Origin of the sequence: Pedobacter punctiformis (genome assembly GCF_027213715.1) — a bacterium.
Lineage (GTDB): Bacteria > Bacteroidota > Bacteroidia > Sphingobacteriales > Sphingobacteriaceae > Pedobacter > Pedobacter punctiformis.
The window spans coordinates 79,274-100,156 of the sequence record NZ_JAPWGM010000003.1 but is presented as its reverse complement, the minus strand read 5'-3'; the positions used below and the strand labels follow the sequence as shown (position 1 = coordinate 100,156).

Annotated in this window: 12 protein-coding genes; 7 read left to right on the top strand and 5 right to left on the bottom strand. The window is 38.0% G+C overall.

All coding sequences use genetic code 11. The features are described 5' to 3' along the window. The first annotated feature begins 355 nt into the window (after positions 1 to 355). Positions 356 to 673: a hypothetical protein gene (locus O0955_RS09415; RefSeq protein WP_269427299.1), complete on the top strand. Its 318-nt coding sequence runs from the start codon at positions 356 to 358 to the stop codon at positions 671 to 673. Between the two features lie 253 nt (positions 674 to 926). On the opposite strand, the gene O0955_RS09410 is transcribed toward O0955_RS09415, so the two are convergent. Then, positions 927 to 1,673, bottom strand: coding sequence for a hypothetical protein (locus O0955_RS09410; RefSeq protein WP_269427298.1), 747 nt, complete (start codon positions 1,671 to 1,673; stop codon positions 927 to 929). A 198-nt stretch (positions 1,674 to 1,871) separates the two neighbouring features. Here O0955_RS09410 and O0955_RS09405 point away from each other — a divergent pair, with 198 nt between their 5' ends. The 5 genes from O0955_RS09405 to O0955_RS09385 all read left to right on the top strand — a co-directional run bounded on the left by O0955_RS09405 (position 1,872) and on the right by O0955_RS09385 (position 8,407). Further along, complete coding sequence (locus O0955_RS09405) at positions 1,872 to 2,195, top strand: nucleotide pyrophosphohydrolase (RefSeq protein WP_269427297.1); 324 nt, start codon at positions 1,872 to 1,874, stop codon at positions 2,193 to 2,195. Further along, positions 2,192 to 4,387: a DNA/RNA helicase domain-containing protein gene (locus O0955_RS09400; RefSeq protein WP_269427296.1), complete on the top strand. Its 2,196-nt coding sequence runs from the start codon at positions 2,192 to 2,194 to the stop codon at positions 4,385 to 4,387. Before O0955_RS09405 ends, O0955_RS09400 begins: the two co-directional genes overlap by 4 nt. A 756-nt stretch (positions 4,388 to 5,143) precedes the next feature. Further along, positions 5,144 to 6,421, top strand: coding sequence for an SIR2 family protein (locus O0955_RS09395; protein ID WP_269427295.1), 1,278 nt, complete (start codon positions 5,144 to 5,146; stop codon positions 6,419 to 6,421). After that, the gene (locus tag O0955_RS09390) at positions 6,408 to 8,189 is read left to right on the top strand and encodes an ATP-binding protein (RefSeq protein WP_269427294.1); all 1,782 of its coding nucleotides are present in this window, start codon (positions 6,408 to 6,410) and stop codon (positions 8,187 to 8,189) included. Before O0955_RS09395 ends, O0955_RS09390 begins: the two co-directional genes overlap by 14 nt. Further along, positions 8,186 to 8,407 (top strand): KTSC domain-containing protein, encoded by a 222-nt coding sequence (locus O0955_RS09385; RefSeq protein ID WP_269427293.1) that lies wholly within the window; start codon positions 8,186 to 8,188, stop codon positions 8,405 to 8,407. The genes O0955_RS09390 and O0955_RS09385 overlap by 4 nt, the downstream gene beginning before the upstream one ends. Before the next feature lie 420 nt (positions 8,408 to 8,827). On the opposite strand, the gene nhaA is transcribed toward O0955_RS09385, so the two are convergent. The 4 genes from nhaA to O0955_RS09365 form a co-directional block, all read right to left on the bottom strand. After that, positions 8,828 to 9,997, bottom strand: a complete 1,170-nt coding sequence (nhaA, locus tag O0955_RS09380; protein WP_269427292.1) for a Na+/H+ antiporter NhaA — start codon at positions 9,995 to 9,997, stop codon at positions 8,828 to 8,830. Between the two features lie 84 nt (positions 9,998 to 10,081). After that, positions 10,082 to 11,002, bottom strand: a complete 921-nt coding sequence (locus O0955_RS09375) for a PorP/SprF family type IX secretion system membrane protein (protein ID WP_269427291.1) — start codon at positions 11,000 to 11,002, stop codon at positions 10,082 to 10,084. Between the two features lie 10 nt (positions 11,003 to 11,012). Continuing rightward, positions 11,013 to 17,330 (bottom strand): lamin tail domain-containing protein, encoded by a 6,318-nt coding sequence (locus O0955_RS09370; protein ID WP_269427290.1) that lies wholly within the window; start codon positions 17,328 to 17,330, stop codon positions 11,013 to 11,015. Positions 17,331 to 17,472: 142 nt separating this feature from the next. Further along, positions 17,473 to 18,093, bottom strand: a complete 621-nt coding sequence (locus tag O0955_RS09365) for an L-threonylcarbamoyladenylate synthase (protein WP_269427289.1) — start codon at positions 18,091 to 18,093, stop codon at positions 17,473 to 17,475. An 83-nt stretch (positions 18,094 to 18,176) separates the two neighbouring features. Here O0955_RS09365 and O0955_RS09360 point away from each other — a divergent pair, with 83 nt between their 5' ends. Next, positions 18,177 to 19,838: an FMN-binding glutamate synthase family protein gene (locus O0955_RS09360; RefSeq protein WP_269427288.1), complete on the top strand. Its 1,662-nt coding sequence runs from the start codon at positions 18,177 to 18,179 to the stop codon at positions 19,836 to 19,838. Positions 19,839 to 20,883 lie beyond the last annotated feature (1,045 nt).

Genomic DNA, 20,883 nt, shown 5'->3' with positions numbered 1-20,883 from the left:
TTAAAGTTAGTTTAGCGATTGCCTATCACTAACAAGCCCAAACCAAAATCTCTTCGTTAACCCCTTAATCGGCATGGTCAATTTTACGGGAAGCACAAGTCAAGCCTACTCGTTAGCTTAAAAAGAAAAATTGCGAGCCGACACTTTTCTTTCTTTTGGTGTCAAAAGAAAAGAAGCCCCGCGGCCAGCGAATAAAAGTATTATTTGTCTTGGCCAGATGGGCTTCCTCCTTTTTCTTGATAAAAAGGTAGCCAACCTGAGCGTAGCGAAAACATGCCTGCCCTTAAAAACAAGAAACACAAAGGCATAACTGAAAGGCTTGCATCTTTTCTTGAACTATGCTATTAAAATTCTGATGGCGACAATAGGAGGCCCCGATGAAAAATCGGAACTTTATATTGCCTTGTTCAGCTGGTTTTTTAAATGTTTGTGGATGAACTTCAATGCTTATCTCTGCGAAAATTTGCTATGCTCAAAGGGTGTTGTTTGGTGGTTCTTTCAATTCTTTGCAGTGGGTCGTTTTGAGTTTTCAGTTGAGAGTATTGAACTTGCAGTTGAGGGATTTATACTTTCAGTAGGTTATTTTAGGTTTTCAGTTAGCAGTATTGAACTTACAGTAAAGAGGTTTATGTTTTCAGTAGGTCGTTTTGGCTTTTCAGTTAGCGGTATTTAAATCGCAGTTAACAGTTTTATACTTTCAGTAGGTTGTTTTGAGTTTTTAGTTAGCAGTATTGAACTTGTAGTTAACCATTTTATGCTTTCAGCAGATTGTTTTAGGTTTTTAGTTGGCGGGATTAATTTGCAGTGCGCCCTATGTTTTATTGGGTTAGTGGCTTAAGGATGGCTTTTAAATAAAAACAGCAACCGATTTTATTTCTGTTGCTGTTTTAGGTTATGCATTGTGCAGGGATGGCAGTTTTCATTATTTAAATTTTTATGGTTTTAAATGGGATACCCGAAATTTGTTTGTATTGTGGGTTACTGGCTCCAAAAATAGATTTTACATAGTTTTTTGCATTTAAGGCCAGGGCAACTATACCGGTTTCTGCATGATATAGTACATGATCACGATTAATGCGATAGCTGCTTAACTGGGAAGTATTTGATACTACGTCGCGGTTTTTATTGAGTAAGTCGGTATACAAATTGCTCAGTGTAGTCTGTTGCAGTTCGATTTCGTTGGGCGCATAATTGGGAATGGTGGCTAAGAGTTTAATCTGCTTGTCGAAGGTATCCAGCAGGCTATCGAAACTTTGTTGCGAGGCCGATATCTGATTTACAATAATTCCGCTTACAGCCAGTTTTTGTTTCTCATCGTCTGTTAGCTTGGCCGACGCCCTTTGGCCCTGCATTTTTCGATTGTGGGTTGTGGCATTACCAATTACCTGCTGCGCTACATTACTTGCTTTAATGGCGTTCAAAATACGGGTACTCAATTTTTTTAAGGGTTCGAATGCCAAATTACGGGTGGCAATGGCATTGCTGTTCCTGGCCGCCATATCATTTACCTGCTGGTTAATGGCCAGGGCAAAGCTGGCTTTCTCGTTTAAACTGCTTAACTGGATGTTGGCATTGCTGGGATTGTACACTGCGCCGTAGCCAGTTAAATAAGTAATGAGGGTTTCGAAGCTGGCCACATTTTTGGCGTGGCCGGTGTCATAATTTTTAGACATAATGTTCTATTTTAAAAGTTAATAATAATTATTTATATATGTCAATATAGTATTATTTGTAATACAAACAGAATAATTAGACAATTTTTTATTAAAAGTAGGTGCAGATAGAGGCTTTCGCGAGTGAACTTCACAAATTTCTGACAGGATATTTTCCAAATCAACACTATATTCTTAAATTGGGCCTAATTAGCCTATATGACAGAAGAAATAACAGCAGCACTATTAAAGTTTAGAGATGAGCGTGATTGGGCGCAGTTTCATAATCCAAAAGATTTAGCCCTTGCTTTGAATATTGAAGCAGCAGAATTACTAGAGCTGTTTTTATGGAAAAATGCTGAGGACGCGAATGTTGACAAGATAAAAGAAGAGCTTGCTGATGTTTTTTCTTATGCGCTATTGCTGGCTGAAAAATACAATCTGGATGTAAAACAGATTATTCTTGATAAAATTAAACTTAATGATGCGAAATATCCTATAAATAAAGCCAAAGGTACCGCAAAAAAATATGATGAACTATGAGTAGGTCTTTCGAACTCTCTATCGACGTTTCTGAACCTTATGATTTTAATAAACAAAGTTTAAGTAAAATTCAGCAAAATCCGTGGGTTAAGAATCAGTGGCCACTGGTTTATTTTATCCAAAACGAAGCAATTGCTGAAGCTTACGTAGGTGAATCGACAAATGCTTACAGTCGTATTTCGAATCATTTGGCTAATCGGGTTAAGGCATCAGTATTTAATAAGATTTCGATTATTGGTAGTGATAAGTTTAACAAGTCGGCTACCCTTGATATTGAATCTAGTCTGATCCAATATATTGCGGCTGAAGGCACTTATAAGTTACAGAATGGTAATGCAGGTTTGGTTAATCACAATTATTATCAGCAAGACTTATATAAAGATTTATTTAAAGAAATCTGGAAGAGACTGATTGATAAGAAAGTTGTAAGTAAATCGTTGAAGGAGATTGAAAACTCTGAGTTATTTAAATATTCGCCATATAAATCGCTCAACGAAGATCAATACCATTCTGTATTGGAAATTTTATCTGGGCTAACACAAAATGATAATAATAGCATTTTCGTAAGGGGTAGTGCGGGTACAGGTAAAACTGTTGTAGCAACTTATCTTTTGAAATTATTGGCTACCAATATTCTAAATACCGATGTGGAGGAATTTAATGATGACGAACTTCGGGAAGTAAATTATATCCGAAATTTTCAGTTAAAGTACCCTAATGCGAAAATTGGTTTAGTTGTAGCCATGACCTCATTAAGAGAATCGCTGCAGCAAGTTTTTAAACAGGTGCCCAGCCTAAAATCTTCTATGGTTATTAGTCCATCCGATACTTTTAAAAGTAAAGAGAAATACGACTTGCTTATTATAGATGAAGCGCACCGATTACGCCAATATAAAAATATAAGCTGGATGGGTGCGTTTCGACAAAATAACCAAAAGCTTGGCTTAGGTGATTCAGGAAATGAACTCGACTGGATTATGGCTAATAGTAGGAATCAAATCTTTTTCTACGATGAAGCACAATCCGTAAAGCCGTCTGATATATCCGGATTACATTTTACTAAACTTCTAGCCGATCAACGTACAATTAAGTTGCAACTCCATTCTCAAATGCGTGTTCAGGGAGGTGAAAACTACATCAAATTTATAGATGATTTGCTGAATGTAAACCGTGAGGATCAAACGGTTTATCACTCTACTAATTATGAGTTGCTCTATTTCGATTCTTTAGCAGACTTGTACAGAGAGTTAGGAAAAAAAGAACAACATTACGAGTTGTGCCGAATGGTTGCTGGATACAGTTGGCCATGGCAATCTAAAAATGATAAAAATGCTATCGACATTGAAATTGAAAATTTATCTTTTCAATGGAACCAAACGGATAAAGATTGGGTAAACTCTCCAAATGCCTTTAAAGAAATTGGCTGTATTCATACCACACAGGGTTATGATTTAAATTATACAGGGGTCATTTTCGGAAAAGAAATTGATTATAATCCAGTTACCGATAAAATTGAGATCGATCCAAAACAATATTTTGACATTAATGGTAAAAAGGGAGTAACAAGTCCGGAGGATTTAAAATCGTATATCATAAACATTTACAAAACAATTCTCTATCGTGGCATTAAAGGTAGTTTCGTTTATGCCTGTAATCCTAATCTCGCAGTTTATCTTAAAAAGCATATTCCATTATTCGAAAGGGTATCTGCCTTAAGAATCATACCATTTAACCAAGTAAAGCCATATGTAAATGCTGTACCGTTAGTAGATATTACTGCTGCTGCGGGTAATTTTAGCGATTTACAGATTCATAGCGATTTTGAATGGGTAGAACTGCCATTCCATATTACACCTCAAACGGATTACTTTGTTTGTAAAGTAGTAGGTGAGTCGATGAATAAGCAAATTCCAAATGGCTCTTATTGCTTATTTAGGCAAGATGCTGGTGGCAGTAGAAATGGTAAAATTGTTTTGGTACAAAGTACGTCTATTCAAGATTCAGAGTTTGGATCAGGATATACTGTTAAAGAATATCATAGTGAAAAGGTAGTAACAGATGGAGGTTGGCAACATAGTGCAATCAATCTCAGTCCTTTGTCTGATGATTTATCTTACGAAACAATCAAATTAGCAGGAGATGAACTGATAGACTTTAAAGTTGTAGGAGTATTTGAGCGAGTGCTGGCCTAAAAGGTAATTTTCAGTAAGAATTTTCTTTCAATACGGGAACCCGTAATTTTTATCTCTCTTAACCAAGTATCTTGGTACCATGAAAAGATTTTATTATGTCCTATTTTTAAGTGTAATTACGCTGGCCTGTAGTAAAGAAAATGAAATAGGATCAGATACAGATATCGAGACTTATAGGCCATGCGGTACGTATAAATCCGGCCAAAAATTATATCAAGGCTCTAAAGGTGGTTGCTTTTATTACAACAGTAATGGTAATAAGACATATGTTGAAAAGAGTGAATGCAAATGTTAATGCCTCATTATACTATAGGTTCTGATTTTAAAAATTTGCAAATTTCAATTCATTCATCTATATTTCAATATCTAAATAACTCTAGCTCGATACTTTCCGTATTTTTTCTCTCAATTCTTTTTATCGTAACCAATATTTACAACTGAATTGCATAACTCGTAATTGCTGTATGCATTGAGCTATTCTATTTATTCTTAAATAATGATATATGAAACAACCAGATCAAGTGATTTTGGATATATATACTTCTAAAGTGCTGGCCGATAAGGCAATATTGATGAATTAAAATAAGCAAAAATAACTCTATGAATTTTCAAGACCCAATACGTCAATCCAAATATTTAAGACAGACTATATCGCAGAGTAAAAGAATGTCCACTTTTTCGATTAGATAAAAAATCTATTGACCGTTACAATAATGATAAATAAGTTACAATAATGATAAATAAGAAATACATATAATGAACCAATCAAAACACGATCCATCTGAGTACATAAGAGGAATACAGCAAATTCTGATTTCTGATAAAAAGAAAATTGGTTTTTTGTTTGGTGCTGGGAGTTCTTTAGCTTATAAAAGTGATAACTCTCTTACGGTTCCTGCGATAGGAAAAATGACTTCTGAAATTGTGGAAGAAGTAGGAAAATTAGAGATTAAATTTAAAACAGCTTTAAACGAAATAAAAGAAGAACTTGGAGAAAATGATTTTAATATTGAGACACTTTTATCAAAACTTGAATTAAAACTAGATGTTATTGGTAAATCAACATTAAACTCCTTAACAAAAGAAGATTTTAAAATTCTCATTTCTTCTATAAAGAAATGCGTTCGCCAAAAAGTTAGTGTTCATTCTGACAAAGGACAAATTGTAAGAAAAGATATAGTTTCTGAGTTGGTTCAAACTGATTTTGCTAACTGGATAGGACAAGCTGAAAGGAAATTTCCAATTGAAATATTTACTACTAATTATGACTTTCTATTTGAACTTGGATTGGAACACAAAGAAATCCCGTATTATGACGGCTTTTGTGGGAGCTTAAGAGCATTTTTCAATCCCGAATCTGTCGAAGATTTTAGATTTCTACCAAAGCAAACAAAATTGTGGAAAATGCACGGTTCCTTGGGATGGCACTTTGATAAGGACACAGAAAAGATATTACGAGTTAGTCCCGATGATGAGGATATTTTGATATATCCCTCTACTTTAAAGTATAAAGATTCTAAGAAACAACCTTATGAGAGTTTATTAGATAGATTGTCTAATTTTTTAAAACAAGATGATGCAATATTAATAACTTGCGGTTACTCTTGGGGCGACGAACATATTAATTCACGTATTATTTCAGCACTAAAAACAAATACTACATCACACGTAATAGGGTTGTTTTTTGATAAATTCGATAGAATTAATGAAGACTCTAAGATTTCAAAGATTGGATTAGATAATCCGAAAATATCTATTTATGCTTCACGTAATGCCGTAATTGGGTGTAATTTTGGAGATTGGGTATTGAAGTCTGAACCCTCAAGAGAAGATTCTGTAAATATTGATTTGTATTTTGATGAGGATGCTGCAATTGATCCAAAAGATGAAAAAAAGGCTGAAGCCAAAGGCGAGGAAATATGGACAGGAAAAGGAGAGTTTATACTGCCAGATTTTAGTAAGCTTGTAAAGTTCCTGAATACTATGGTCAGCGATAACGAGATTAAAAAATTAGGAGAAAATGTCAAAAAGTAAAATAACAGAAATCGGTGAAATAGATAGTATCAGCGGAAATAGTATTTCTGTTAAGCTTTTTGATAATATCAAATCTAATATGCCAATTATTGATGGAGTGGTTTACCGGGTTGGACAAATAGGCTCTTTTGTTAGAATCCCTTTAGGTTATGCTAATCTCTATGGTATCGTAACACAAATCGGTTCAGCCGCAATTCCTGAAAGCTTAAGGGAAGCTGTTATTAAGGATTATGAGCATTTAAAAAATACAAGATGGATAAATATTGTCTTAGCCGGGGAACAGGTAGGGAAGAGATTTGAAAGGGGAGTTACCCAATATCCAACAACAGGTGATAAGGTACATCTGGTAACTATAAATGATTTAGATATAATTTATGGAGGATATGAAGATGCCAACTCAATTACTGTAGGGAATATTAGCGTATCAGAAAGCTTAGATGCCAAGATCGACCTCAATAAACTTATATCAAGACACTGTGCTATTGTAGGCTCAACTGGGAGTGGTAAATCAAATTCAGTTTCTGTATTACTCCAATCCATAGCCAGCAGAGAATTTCCAAGTTCAAGAATTTTGGTAATTGATCCGCATGGAGAATATAATGATGCTCTTTCAAAATATTCTAAGGTAATAGAGGTAAATTCTTTACAAGATGAGAATAAATTACACATTCCTTTTTGGGCATTATCTTTTAATGAGCTAATAAAAATATTTTCTGGAAGTCTTACGGATCCAAACAGAGAATATATAAGAGAAAAAGTTGTAGAAGCAAAAATTAAAAGTGCTGCAGAAAATAAAATAGAGGTTGCAAAAGAATCCATTACTGCTGATTCTCCAATCCCTTTTAGTATAAAAAGACTATGGTTTGAGTTGGATGACTTTGAAAGAAAAACATTTCAAACAGATAGGGTAACAGTTACAGATAAGGTTGAAGAAGGAGATATTGAAATGCTTAAATCCAATGAATATCCTATTGCAGGAATAGGAAATAGTGCGCCATTCCTGAATCAGAAGGCAAAAGGTTTATTGAGTTTTTTGGATAGTATGAGAAACAAGCTAAATGATATTAGTTATAGTTTTTTATTCAATCCTGGGAAATTGACACCAGATCAAAACGGAACTATAGAGGAAGATCTGGACTCTATGTTTTTGAATTGGCTAGGGAACAACTTACCTATAACTATCTTGGATTTGTCTGGCATTCCAAGCGAAATAATGTCTTCCATTTCAGGAACACTTTTGAAAATTATTTATGATGGATTATTTTGGGGTGTTAATACCAAAGTGGGAGGGAAAAATCAACCCTTACTTATAGTTCTAGAAGAAGCTCATAGTTATTTAAAAGCAGGCGAACATTCCATTTCATCAAGAACAGTTCAAATGATAGCAAAGGAAGGGCGCAAATATGGTGTAGGATTGTTACTTGTTACGCAGAGACCTTCTGAATTGGATGAAACTGTACTAAGTCAATGTGGGACTATGATTGCTCTGCGTATGAATAATTCTAGAGACAGAAGTCACATACGCTCAGCGGTTCAGGATGAATTGCAGAGTATGGTTGATTTGTTGCCAAGCTTGAGAACTGGCGAAGCTTTAATATCTGGCGAAGCGGTGAAAATCCCTTCTCGGGTTAAATTCTTTAAAATTGCAAATGCTCCTAAAAGTTCAGATCCAAAAGCCTCCGAGAAATGGCTAGAGCCAATAGAGGATGCACAAAATGAATATAAAAAATTATTAAAATCTTGGCGTAATAAAAATTATAAAATATGAGTTTACCCGAAATGAAGTCAGTAACATCATCTAACATTGATAGTATCGGTTATGATGAGCACAATCAAGAAGTCTATGTTAGATTTGTAAAGGAGGGTCTTTATATCTATAAAGGCGTTCCTCAACACGAATTCCAAAATTTAATGGACGCTCCATCACATGGTTCTTATCTGAATAGGAATTTCAAAAATGTTTATCCTTATGAAAGAATTGAATAAATACATTTATTTCTGAATCAAACACTGGAATTCAGGGGAATAATCAGGTGCCTAGTTCTTTGAATAAGCACTGACGATATTGTAGTGAATTTTATCTCCCCATTCCTTAAATTGGTGGAGGATGAACTAAATGATATATAATTGATTGTATTCTTGTATGGTAGGTAGGCAACTGATTGTTTTCTTCTCTGGCGAAAGCATAGTAGATTGCTTCGGCTCGCTCTAGTCAGCCTCGAAAAAACTATCGTTTAAATACCTCGCAGTTTATAAAGCGGCCGTCATTGCGAACCGAAGTGCGCGACTTGTGATGGGGAGTGAAGCAATCTTATTTGCAGGTAGGCAATTGGCTGTTTCTTAGCTGATGAAAGTATAATAGATTGCTTCAGCTCGCTTAAACCTAGCGTTGCAAAGACGATCCATTTAAGTTTCTCGTGGTTTAAACTTCTTCACCGATTTCAAAAACACGAAACCCACAACGCCCGATAACACTGAAGCCGTTAAAATCGCAAACTTGGCCTCCAGTATGTGCAGTGGATCACTAAAAGAAAGCAGGGCTATAAAAATCGACATGGTAAAACCGATTCCGGCGAGCATACCTAAACCTAATACATGTTTCCAGCCGGCGCCAGAAGGTAAATTGGCAAACTTTAGTTTTACGGCCAGCCAGCTAAAAAAGGTAACACCGATTGTTTTACCCACAAAAAGCCCGACAACAATTCCTAAACCCAATGGGGAGCATAAACCAGAGATCATTTCTTTTTGAAAGGTGATATTGGTATTCGCCAGTGCGAAAACAGGCATAATCAGGTAGTTGACAGGAGTGGTTAAAAAGTGTTCCAGTTTCTCTAAAGGCGATTCTACGTCTGTATTATTGGTTGGTATGGTAAAAGCCAACAGTACACCGGCTATGGTTGCATGAATGCCTGAATGGTGAATAAAATACCATAACAATATCCCGGGGATTAAATAGAAGAACAAGTTTTTTACCCCAAAGTAATTCATTAAACCCAGGATAAGCATAATGCCTCCGGCCATTAATAAATAATCGAAATGGATTTGATTGGTGTAAAAAATGGCAATCACCAAAATGGCTCCTAAATCATCCACAATGGCCAGAGCCGCTAAAAATATCTTTAAACTGGTGGGTACACTTTTACCCAGCATGGCAATAATGGCCAGGGCAAAGGCAATATCGGTAGCCATAGGGATGCCCCAGCCCGATACACTTTCTGTTCCTCTATTAAACAAAAAATAAATGAGGGCAGGAATAAGCATGCCACCTAATGCGGCAATAACCGGAAGTGAAGCTTTTTTTACAGAAGATAATTCGCCTTCCAGTAACTCCCGCTTAATTTCTAGGCCAACCAAAAGAAAAAAGATGGCCATTAAAGCGTCGTTAATCCAGGCTAAAATAGAATAGTTAACCGCACCGAAGCCTAATTTAGTTTGGAGGAAAGTTTCAAAACCTTGTTTGGATGCAGTATTGGCAATGATAAGGGAAATGGCTACACAAATTAATAATAAAAAACCGCCAACCTGCCCTGAACGAAAAAATCTTTGAAATGCCTCTAAGTTGATCAGTTTTGCCATAATTGTAAAAATAGTAAAAAGGAGAGTGCAAGCCATAAAAAAGCGGGTTAATCTTTCAACTAACCCGCTCTGTATTTAATTTGTTTATGGTTTCTTATGTAAACTTAACCGAACACTGACTTCGAAATCGCCATCGGTATAACCACTTATTGCAGAAGTTGCTGTATTGTAATAGGCCATAAAATATAAGGTAGATTTATAATTCATTCCAAAGCCTACAGTTGCATTTTGGGTGCTGTGGTACATGGCCATCACATATAATTTATCGTTGGCAAAAGTTACATTAGCTCCTGCATCCCATAAATTATCATAGTTTTTAATTCCTCTGAAAACGCCTTTGGGCTCCAGGTTAATTCCATTCATTCCGTTTCCTAAAGCAAATTTATAACTGATTGCGGAATAGAAAATTGGTTTGTCTGCATAATTTAAATCATCCTTTCTAAAAACAGATCTCATATTTGGAACAGCACCTTCAATATTTAATGTTTTTGAAGTATAGGAAACGCCAAAATCACCATCCAGGTAATAGCCACGATCGTTAAAACGGGCAATAGAAGGATCGTTAAGGTCACTGTTTCTAATGCTGCTTAAATCCAGTTTATCCTGACTTGTGCCAAATGAAACACCGAAGTTTAATTGCTGATCTTCACTATTTAAAGGCAGGTGATAGGCAAAGGTTCCAACGGCTTTGGTGCGCTGTATTCCTCCGGCTTTTTCGTTGTAAATATTTACACCCCAACCTACTTTATTCAATTGCTGATCTAGTGTTATACTTTGCGTAATTGGAGCACCGGGAATATTAGACCATTGTTTTCTGAAACTTCCGTTAATGTTAAAACCTTCGTTTATACCCGCCATTGATGGATTAACCAAATACCTGTTTTGAAAGTACTGGCCATTTAAAGGAAGGATTTGTGCTTTTGCGGCATTAAAAAATAATATAGTTGTTGCAAATAAGACTGTTACACGAGTCGCTTGCCTGATGTTTTTTGTAATTGCTTTCATGTCTCTGTAATTAGTCTCTTATAATGTTGATAAATCCTTTGAAATTTCCAAGGCCGGGGCCCATATCCAAAATATAATAATAAGTTCCTTCAGCAAGTGGATTGCCATTTACGGTACCATCCCAATCATTGTTATAAGCTTGTTTGGTGTATAAAATACGACCTGCCTTATCAAAGATTTTTAAAGTATTGTTGGGGTAGTAATCAATGTTTTTAACCACGAATTTGTCGTTAATGCCATCTCCGTTTGGCGTAATAACTGTTCCGGCTTCCAATTTATAATCATCCACAATTTGAATGTTAATGGTTTGATCGCTGGTACAACCATTTGCATTGGTAACCACTACACGATAATTACCGCTTTGTTTTGGTCTGATGGTTACCGCGGCTGAATTTTGTCCGCTTAAAATTTCAGCCCCTGTCCATGTGTATTGAACACCACCGGTTGCGGTTAAAATAATGGCATCACCTTTAGAAATCGATAAACCTTTATTGCTGCTGATTGAAATTACTGGCAGTGGATTTATGATCACGGTAGCATTACCGGTTTGTAACTGACTGGTGTAAGCATCGGCTACGCTAACCAAATTATAAACAAATGTACCTGCTGTATTTGAAGGGGCATTTATAGTGGTGGTGCTGGTGCTTGAGGTAACTGTACGATTGCTGCCACCATTAATGTTATAGGTAAAGGTATATGGGGCAGTACCTACCGAACCGGTAAAGGTTATTACCGGAGCAGTACCATTAATACAAACCGATGAGGTACCTGTAATGGCCGCAACTGGTAAAGGACGGATAATTACGGTTGCAGACCCGCTTTGTGCCTGACCGCAGTTAACATCGGTAACATTTAGCAAATTATAGGTAAAAGTACCTGCAGCATTGGTTGGTACAGCAACTGTTGCCGTATTGCCAACAGAGGTTACCGTTTTGGTTGCGCCACCATTAATGTTATAGCTAAAAGTATAGGGTGCAGTTCCGTTTGCACCCGTAAAAGTAATATTTGGTGCAGTGGTATTAATTACGGCTGCTGTTGTACCACTTATAGTTGCCGTTGCTAAGGTGCGAATGGTAACTGTAGCTGTTGCGGTTTGTGGCAATGCGCAATTGCCATCGCTTACACTTACCAGGTTATAGGCAAAGTTGCCGGCTACATTTGCCGGAGCGGTAACCGTTGCTACATTGCTTGCTGCGGCTGTAGTAATGGTTTGGTTAGTGCCGCCATTAATATTATAAGTAAAGGTATAAGGAGCGGTTCCGTTAGCGCCTGTAAAAGTAATTACCGGAGCGGTTCCATTTAAACAAACTGCTGTAGTACCGGTTAGGGTAGCCGTAGCAGCAGCAGTAACCGTAAGTTTAAAGGTTCTTTTAATTTGATCTATGCCTCCAAAATCTGTTCCGCCATTATCCATTACCGTAACCGAAATATTGGCTACACCACTTACATTATTTTTTAAGTGATAGGTAATGGTGCCTTTATCACTTCCGTTTGCGGCTACGGTTAATACATCAAATAAATTTGGATTATCTGAGGTAACTGAAAGGGTAGTAGTTTGGCTGGTTTCAGGACCGGCAGAAATTCCAGTTAGTGGAATTGTTAAGTTTGTGGTATTGTAACATACTTTCTGATCGGCCACAAGATCTAAAGTTGGTACACCGTTTCCAAATAAGTAACGGGTTTTAATAGGGTAGTGATCTGTTGTGGTGGTGCTGTAATTTGTAACCAGGTTTTTTACGGCATCCAGTACTTCGGCTGATGCCGGAATGTAATTGGTATTTAAATTTTTGGTTACAATCACATTATCAATCACGGTTGCAAATCCTGCAGTAGATTGTTTACCTGCCAAACTTAATGGTAAGGTAAGGGGGAAATAACTGGCTGCATCATTGGTGAAATCGGAATAAGAAGTACCTGTTCCGGCTGGCATTGGTGCAATGGTTTTATCGGGATCTAATACATCATTAAAATCGCCCAGAATAATTACTTTTTTATTTTTAAGATTTGCATCAAGCCAGGTTTTAAATTGAGCATTACCATCTTTTCGACGGTTATACGCATCAATTTGATCAGCTGTGGTGCCTGTATTGGCCTTTGCGTGTATTTCTATAAAATATACGGTATCCAGTTTGTTGTTAATTTTAACCTGCGCCTCCATTAAATAAGGGAAACGACCTGATGACCAGTTTTTAAATGGTGTGCCATCAACGCTGGTAGAAGGGATAGCCGGATTATAGGTATCTCTTAATACACCAAAAGAATTTATTGGATGAATAATATCGGTGCGATACATGAAAGCCAGTTTCTGTGCTAAAGGATAATCTGCATCCGCTTTGTTATCGGCATAAGAACCAAAATCACTGAAAATTACATTGTAACCTGCTGGTAAAATCGTGTTTCTGAACAAAGTAGTATCCACAACCTCTGCAAAACCATAAATGTCTGCATTAAGGTTATTGACAACTGTTTTTACATTTGCAGCCTGTTGTGTATCATCCTTAGGATCTTGTGCAGGGCTGCCAAACCACTCGATATTCCAGTTGACCACTTCAAGGCTGTTTGCAATATCAAATGTATTACCCGATAAATTAACTGTTTTGTTTACTGAGCCTGATGTAGCGATGTTTACATTGGCTGAGTAATTGGTATTAACGGTTGTTGGCGAAAATTTAGCATAAACCGTTTGAGCAGTATTGTTAATATCGGTTTTAAGATAAGAAATCGTGTTTGCAAAAGTACCACCACTTGTTTTAGCAATGGTAAAGTTGGCAGGGGCTGTTAACGTTACATCACCTGTTAAGTTTCCGGCAGAAAATCCAAAGGTTTTCTCTGCAGATGTTGTTCCGCTGGCCTGGAAACCGAAGTTTAAACTTGAAGGCGAAGTGCTAATGTCAACAGCAGGTGGGGTGGTTGAATTTAATACCTGGAAATCGTCAACTGTCCAGCGGCTTGCTGACGAAGTAGTGGAATTGTAAATAATGGCCACATAAACCGGTGTTGCTTTATAAGATGTTAAATCAATATTATCCGATTTTGTCCATACATCCGTACCTGTTTCAGGAAATTTACCATCCAAACTGGTCCAGGTAGCTAAAGCAGGATTACCTGATCCGGTATAATTTGTTGAAATTTTTAATTGAAGCTTATCTCCTGCAAAAGCTGATCTTGTCCAGAAGGAAAGAATAGCATAATTAAAAGCAGACAGGTTTAACGCAGGAGAAATTAACCAGTCTTCGTTTAAAATATTACCGCCTGAATAACCATTAATCTGAAGTGCATTTCCTAAACTTCCTTTTCCGGTTGCGTCAGCAGCATCGTGACCAAATGTAGTGGTACATCCCCAGGTTTGAGGACCTGTTACGCTGTACTGATAAAAACCATCAGATAAAGCAGCACTTCCAACAGTGGTACAGTTTTCAAAATTGAAAGCGGTTTGATTTGGATCTACACCCGGACCTGTTAAAGCAAGACTAACCGCTGTTGCGCCAGCACTTGAGTGCATCACAGCACCTGTTGAATTTCCGGTTGCGGTAGGTTTAAAGCGAACAAATATGGTTTGGTTGCTCGCTAAATCAGCAGCAGTATAGTTTAAAGAGGTAGAGAAAGTAACGTCATCTTTTGAAATTGTAAATGGGGCACTGGTTGTTACCGTAACCGGATTGGTTAAATTACCACCTGAAAGCACATAAGTTTTTGATGCAGAAGTGGTATTAACCGCCTGATTACTGAAAGCTAAAGTAGTTGGCGTAACTTTTAAATTAGGCCCTGAGGTAGAAGCAGGCTCAGTAACCGTTGAATTTTGGGGATTTGGTGTTTTTGCAACAAAATCAGCAGCGTTATCATCACTGTCGTAACCGTTTCCGGCAAATTCTTCTGTACCACCAACGCCTAAAGTAGTGGCTGTTGAAGAGGCGCTGGCTTTACGCTCAACCGAAGTGGTATTGGTTGCCGCAACTGCAGGTGCTGATCCTTCATAACCGTTTGCCGTACCAAAACCAACTAAATCAATAATATTTGTGCCTGTTGGTTTTATTCCGGTTTGTGCAGTACTGGTGTTACTTAAAAGTACTTTTCCGGCTGTGCCTGATAAATTCAGGGTGCCAATTTTATCTGGTGTTGGTAAATCTAATGTACCTGCTGCACCAGCGGCTTCTTGTATCAGATAGAAACTTTTAGCTGCAATGCTTCCAGATAATACGGTGGTACTCCATGCACCCGTACCGGTAGCACTGGCGTATTGTACAGACCATCCGGTTAAATCTACAGCAGCAGCAGTTGGGTTGTATAACTCAATGAAGTCATTTTTATAAGTAGCACCACTATTGCCACCACCACCATACACTTCAGCAATTACGATGTGAGTTGCACCTGTAGGTTCAATAACTGTAGAATTTTGTGGATTTGGTGCCTGCGTTACAAAATCGGTGTTGTTGTTGTCGCTGTCGTATCCGTTTCCGGCAAATTCTTCTGTTCCGCCCAAAGCCAATGTTGCCGTGGTTGAACTTGCAGATGCTTTTCTTTCGATTGATAAGGTATTGGAAGGGGCAGGCGTTGCAGCTGTTCCTTCGTAAGCATTGGCTGTTGTACCAAAACCCACTAAATCTATAATATTAGCGCCTGTTGGTTTTGCACCACTTTGTAAAGTGGTTGTGCTGGCCAGTAAAACTTTACCGGCAGTACCAGAAAGGGCTAAAGTTCCGACAGCATCAGGTGTAGGTAAATTAACGGTTCCGCCAGCCCCAACAGCCGCCTGAATAAGGTAAAAACCTCTTGCAGGGATACTTCCTGTTAAATTTGTACCTGCCCAGGTTGTTGTTCCGGTTGCGGCTGCATATTGTACCGACCATCCGGTTAAATCAACCGCAACGTTTGATGGGTTATATAATTCAATAAAATCATTTTTATACGTGGCACCGCTATTTCCGCCGCCACCATAAACTTCAGAAATAACCACATGTGCCGGAGGGGCAGCAGGTGTTGTTCCGGTACCGCTTAAAGCTACATTTACAGTGGTTGCACCTGCACTGGCATTTAAAACGTTATCTGTAGAGGCTACTGCAGCAGTTGGGCTAAAACGAACACTCACTGTTTTGGCTGAAGCCAGTTCGGCCGGGGTATAAGTGATTGAAGTGCTGAATGTGGTGTTATCTTTTGAAACTGAAAAAGGTGCATTGGTGCTTACTGTAACATTTTTTGTTAAGCCACTGGCACTAAGCGTATAACTTTTTGAGGTAGAATTGGTTCCTGTATTCTGTGTTCCAAAATCTAAAGCGGTTTGATCTGCCGTTAAAACTGCCGATTGACCAACGCCGGTTAATGAAACAGTGGGAGGTGCGGCAACACCGCCACCAGCTGTAGTAATGCTTCCATTAATTGTACCCGCAGTTGTTGGCGTAAAATTGGTATAAATTGTATTGCTTCCTGAGGAAAGCTCTGCATTGGTGTAAGTTAATGAAGTGCCAAATCCTGTTCCTGATGTTTTGGAGATTGCATAAGGTGCAGTGGTTGTTAAAATAACATTGGTTCCATTAAGGTTGGCAGAATTTAAAGTATATGTTTGCTCTGCAGAAGTTGTATTGGTTAATTGTGTTCCAAAATCCAGGCTAGATGGGGTAACCGATAAGGAAGGTACAACCGCTGCACCTGAAGTAAAGGATAAATTAAAGTTATCTATTGCACTGGAAGGTCTGTTGCCTGAACCCGTGGTTGGGTTTATCGCGACGATACGAATCCATATTGGCCCTGAAATATTATCTAATGAAGTACCAAAATCGGCAGCTATTGTATTAATTACTGCAGATGATCCGCCGGTAGTTAGCGTTCCTGTTGTACTTGCAACAGTGAAAGTTGTAGGAGAAGCGCCAAAACCATAATCAACTCTCCATGTAGTTACTCTGGGCGAACTTGCATCTAAAGACTGTAAATCAAAACTTAATTTAAGCCCAGTTTTTCCGGTTGTATTCGCCATTTGGAATGCAAACCCAACGCCGGCATCAGAAGCTGTAACCTGTCTTATTCCCAATGCTCTGTTGCTGGCTGCTGTTTGTGCTGCAACAACTGAACTTAGCCCGATGGAACCGGAAGCAAAGTTTTTAAATGTACCGGAAGTATTATTCCACGCGGTTCCGGCGGCTGCTACGTTTGTGTATGTGGTGCTTGTACCTAATGCAGTACCTGTAGCAGAGGTATATACCCCAAATCCATTTGGAAGTGATGATCCGATTCCATCAAAATTTTCCACATAGGGTGATGTGGTGAGCGTTACCTGTGCCTGCGAAAATTTAGAAATGAAAAAAAGGGATAGAATTAATAGTAAGGTTTTTTTCATATAACGTTGTTAGTTTAAAACAAATGTATATGCAAAAATCCTCTTTCAATATTAAGTTGTTGTTAATTATTACGAATGTGGAAAAATAACGTTAATCTTAAATAAGATTTTGACTTTTATGCCGTTACGCATACTTTTTTAATTACAGGTATTCTTCAATATCCCCTTTTCCTTCACGGATAATTTCAAATTCTCCTGTAGTACAATCGATAACCGTTGAAGCTTCGTTATCGCCATAACCGCCATCGATAACCAAATCAACCAGGTTTTCATACTTTTCGTGAATTAATTCCGGATCGGTTGAATATTCAATCAATTCGTCATCATCCTTTATGGAAGTGGAAAGAATGGGGTTTCCCAGTTCTTTTACAATGCAGCGGGCAATATTGTTGTCGGGCACACGAATACCAACCGTTTTTTTATTCGAACTTAATAATTTAGGAACGTTATTATTGGCATTAAAAATAAAAGTAAAAGGGCCAGGTAAAGCCTTTTTCAAAACCCTGAAAGTTGTATTGTCTATCGGTTTTATATAATCGGCAATATGGCTTAAATCATGGCAGATAAAAGAAAAGTTAGCCTTCTCCGGTTTTATTCCTCTAATGCGGCAAATTTTCTCAATAGCCTTTGGGTTTGTAATGTCGCAGCCCAAACCATACACAGTATCAGTAGGATAGATGATAATTCCACCTTTTTTTAATATTTCAACAACCTGTTCTATGGCTTTTTCGTTCGGGTTTTCAGGATAAATCTTAATCAGCATATGTAAAAATAACAAAATTATGATGTCAGTTGTTTAATAATCCTAATCTTTGTATCACAAAACATATTCGCTAATCTAATTTTATGAGAAAAGCATTCATCGCCATTGCCGCATTTTTAGTAGCCATTACGGTTATGTTAGGTTTAACCTACCCGCCACTTTGGTGGATTTCTATTTTTACAGGCCCGATTGTAATCCTTGGTATTTACGATTTGATACAGCCTAAACACAGTATTGTTCGAAACTACCCGGTTGTGGGGCGTTTACGTTATTTTATGGAAGATTTACGCCCTAAGGTATATCAGTACTTTGTAGAAAGTGACACCAATGGAACGCCATACAGCAGGTTAAACCGTTCTTTAATTTATCAAAGAGCCAAAAAAGACAACGATACCATTCCATTTGGTACGCAATTAAATGTATACGATAACGGCTACGAGTGGTTAAGCCACAGTATTGCCGCAATTAGTCACCACGAATTAAACCTTGATCCACGTGTTTTAGTTGGTGGCCCGGAATGTAAAAAGCCCTACTCAGCCAGTATTTATAACATTTCGGCGATGAGTTTTGGTTCACTCAGTCAAAACGCAATTTTATCCCTGAACGGAGGAGCTAAAATGGGTAATTTTGCACACAATACCGGAGAAGGAGGGATTAGTGATTACCACCGTCAGCCGGGCGGAGATTTAATCTGGCAAATTGGTACCGGATATTTTGGCTGCCGTAATAACGACGGAACTTTTAATTATGATGCTTATGCCGAAAGGGCAAAAACCGATCAGGTAAAAATGATTGAAATTAAACTTTCTCAGGGTGCAAAGCCTGGTCATGGAGGTATGTTGCCTGCTAAAAAAGTAACGGCTGAGGTTGCCCGTATTCGTTTGGTTCCTGAAGGTAAAGATGTTTTATCACCTCCTGCGCACTCTGCATTTTCTACACCAATTGGTCTTTTAGAATTTGTTAAAAAACTCAGGGATTTATCAGATGGAAAACCTGTTGGTTTTAAACTGTGTATCGGTCGCCGCAGTGAGTTTTATGCCATTTGTAAGGCTATGATTGAAACGGGTATTTATCCGGATTTTATTACCGTAGATGGGGGCGAAGGTGGTACGGGTGCTGCACCACAGGAGTTTTCAAATTCAGTGGGTATGCCATTGCGTGAAGCCGTTGCCTTTGTATATGATGTTTTAAATGGATTTAACCTTAAACAACACATTAAAATTATTGCTTCGGGTAAAGTGGCAACAGGCTTTGATATAGTTAAAAATATTGCTTTAGGTGCAGATATGTGTAATGCTGCCCGCGGAATGATGTTTGCCTTAGGTTGTATTCAGGCCTTAGAATGTAACAGCAATACCTGTCCTACGGGTGTAGCTACTCAGGATCAGAGTTTAATGAAAGGTTTAGTGGTTGAAGATAAAACGGTTCGTGTTAAAAACTTCCATAATTTAACAGTAGCCAGTGCCGTAGAACTTTTGGGCGCTGCGGGTTTAAAAGAGCCTCAGCAATTAAGTCGTGCTTATATTAACAGAAGGGTTAGTCCGAATGTAATGCAATCATACCTGGAAAGTTATCCTTACATTCCGGCGGGTAGTTTATTGCAAACACCTTATCCATCCCGTTTTGAATTGGGTATGGCTTTAAGCAGCTCGAAAACTTTTGCACCAACAGATTATAAAGTTTCAGCAGTAGATTATTCTCACGCCAATCCATATAATGATACAATGGCAGAGCCGGGAAATTAATTTTTCTTTGCTTTATATCACACAAGGGTCAGTCGTTTATTTCGGCTGACCTTTTTTATTTGAACAATAGGCTTCGAATTGTTAAGAGAGAAAGGTGTCTTATTAATACTTTATAAATCGACAGTAAGGATGATTTGGAAATGTACAGTTTAGTGTTAATGGCACCGGTAGTCCCGCTTTATACTGTATCCCGATAGAAGAAATCGGGATGCCGTTTCAATCTGGTTTAAATACAAAGTTTCTGCATATAAAGTACAAGCTTGGTTAAATAAACCTGACCGGAAGCGTTATCCCCGATTTTTTCTATCAGGATTTAGCCAAGGTCAGGCCTGCATAAGCCAATAACTTCTGCCTTTCGTTTCTAACTGTATAGTAAGTAAATAGCTTTACGATGATTAGGAAATGAACGGTTCTGCGTTTTGTGGCAATTGTTGCCCCGCTTTGCGCTTTACTTCGTTTCACTCCGTGTTCGCTGCAATCGGGTTTAGGTAGAATGGTTTGTAGAAATGCATGGCTTCTTAACTGTAGTTCAATAAACCTGACCGGAAGCGGTATCCTGATTTTTCTATCGGGATTTAGCCAAGGGCAGGACTGCATAAGCCAATAACTTCTGCCTTTCGTTTCTAACTGTATAGTAAGTAAATAGCTTTACGATGATTAGGAAATGAACGGTTCTGCGTTTTGTGGCAATTGTTGCCCCGCTTTGCGCTTTACTTCGTTTCACTCCGTGTTCGCTGCAATCGGGTTTAGGTAGAATGGTTTGTAGAAATGCATGGCTTCTTAACTGTAGTTCAATAAACCTGACCGGAAGCGGTATCCTGATTTTTCTATCGGGATTTAGCCAAGGGCAGGACTGCATAAGCCAATAACTTCTGCCTTTCGTTTCTAACTGTATAGTAAGTAAATAGCTTTACGATGATTAGGAAATGAACGGTTCTGCGTTTTGTGGCAATTGTTGCCTCGCTTTGCGCTTTACTTCGTTTCACTCCGTGTTCGCTGCAATCGGGTTTAAGTAGAATGGTTTGTAGAAATGCGTGGCTTCTTA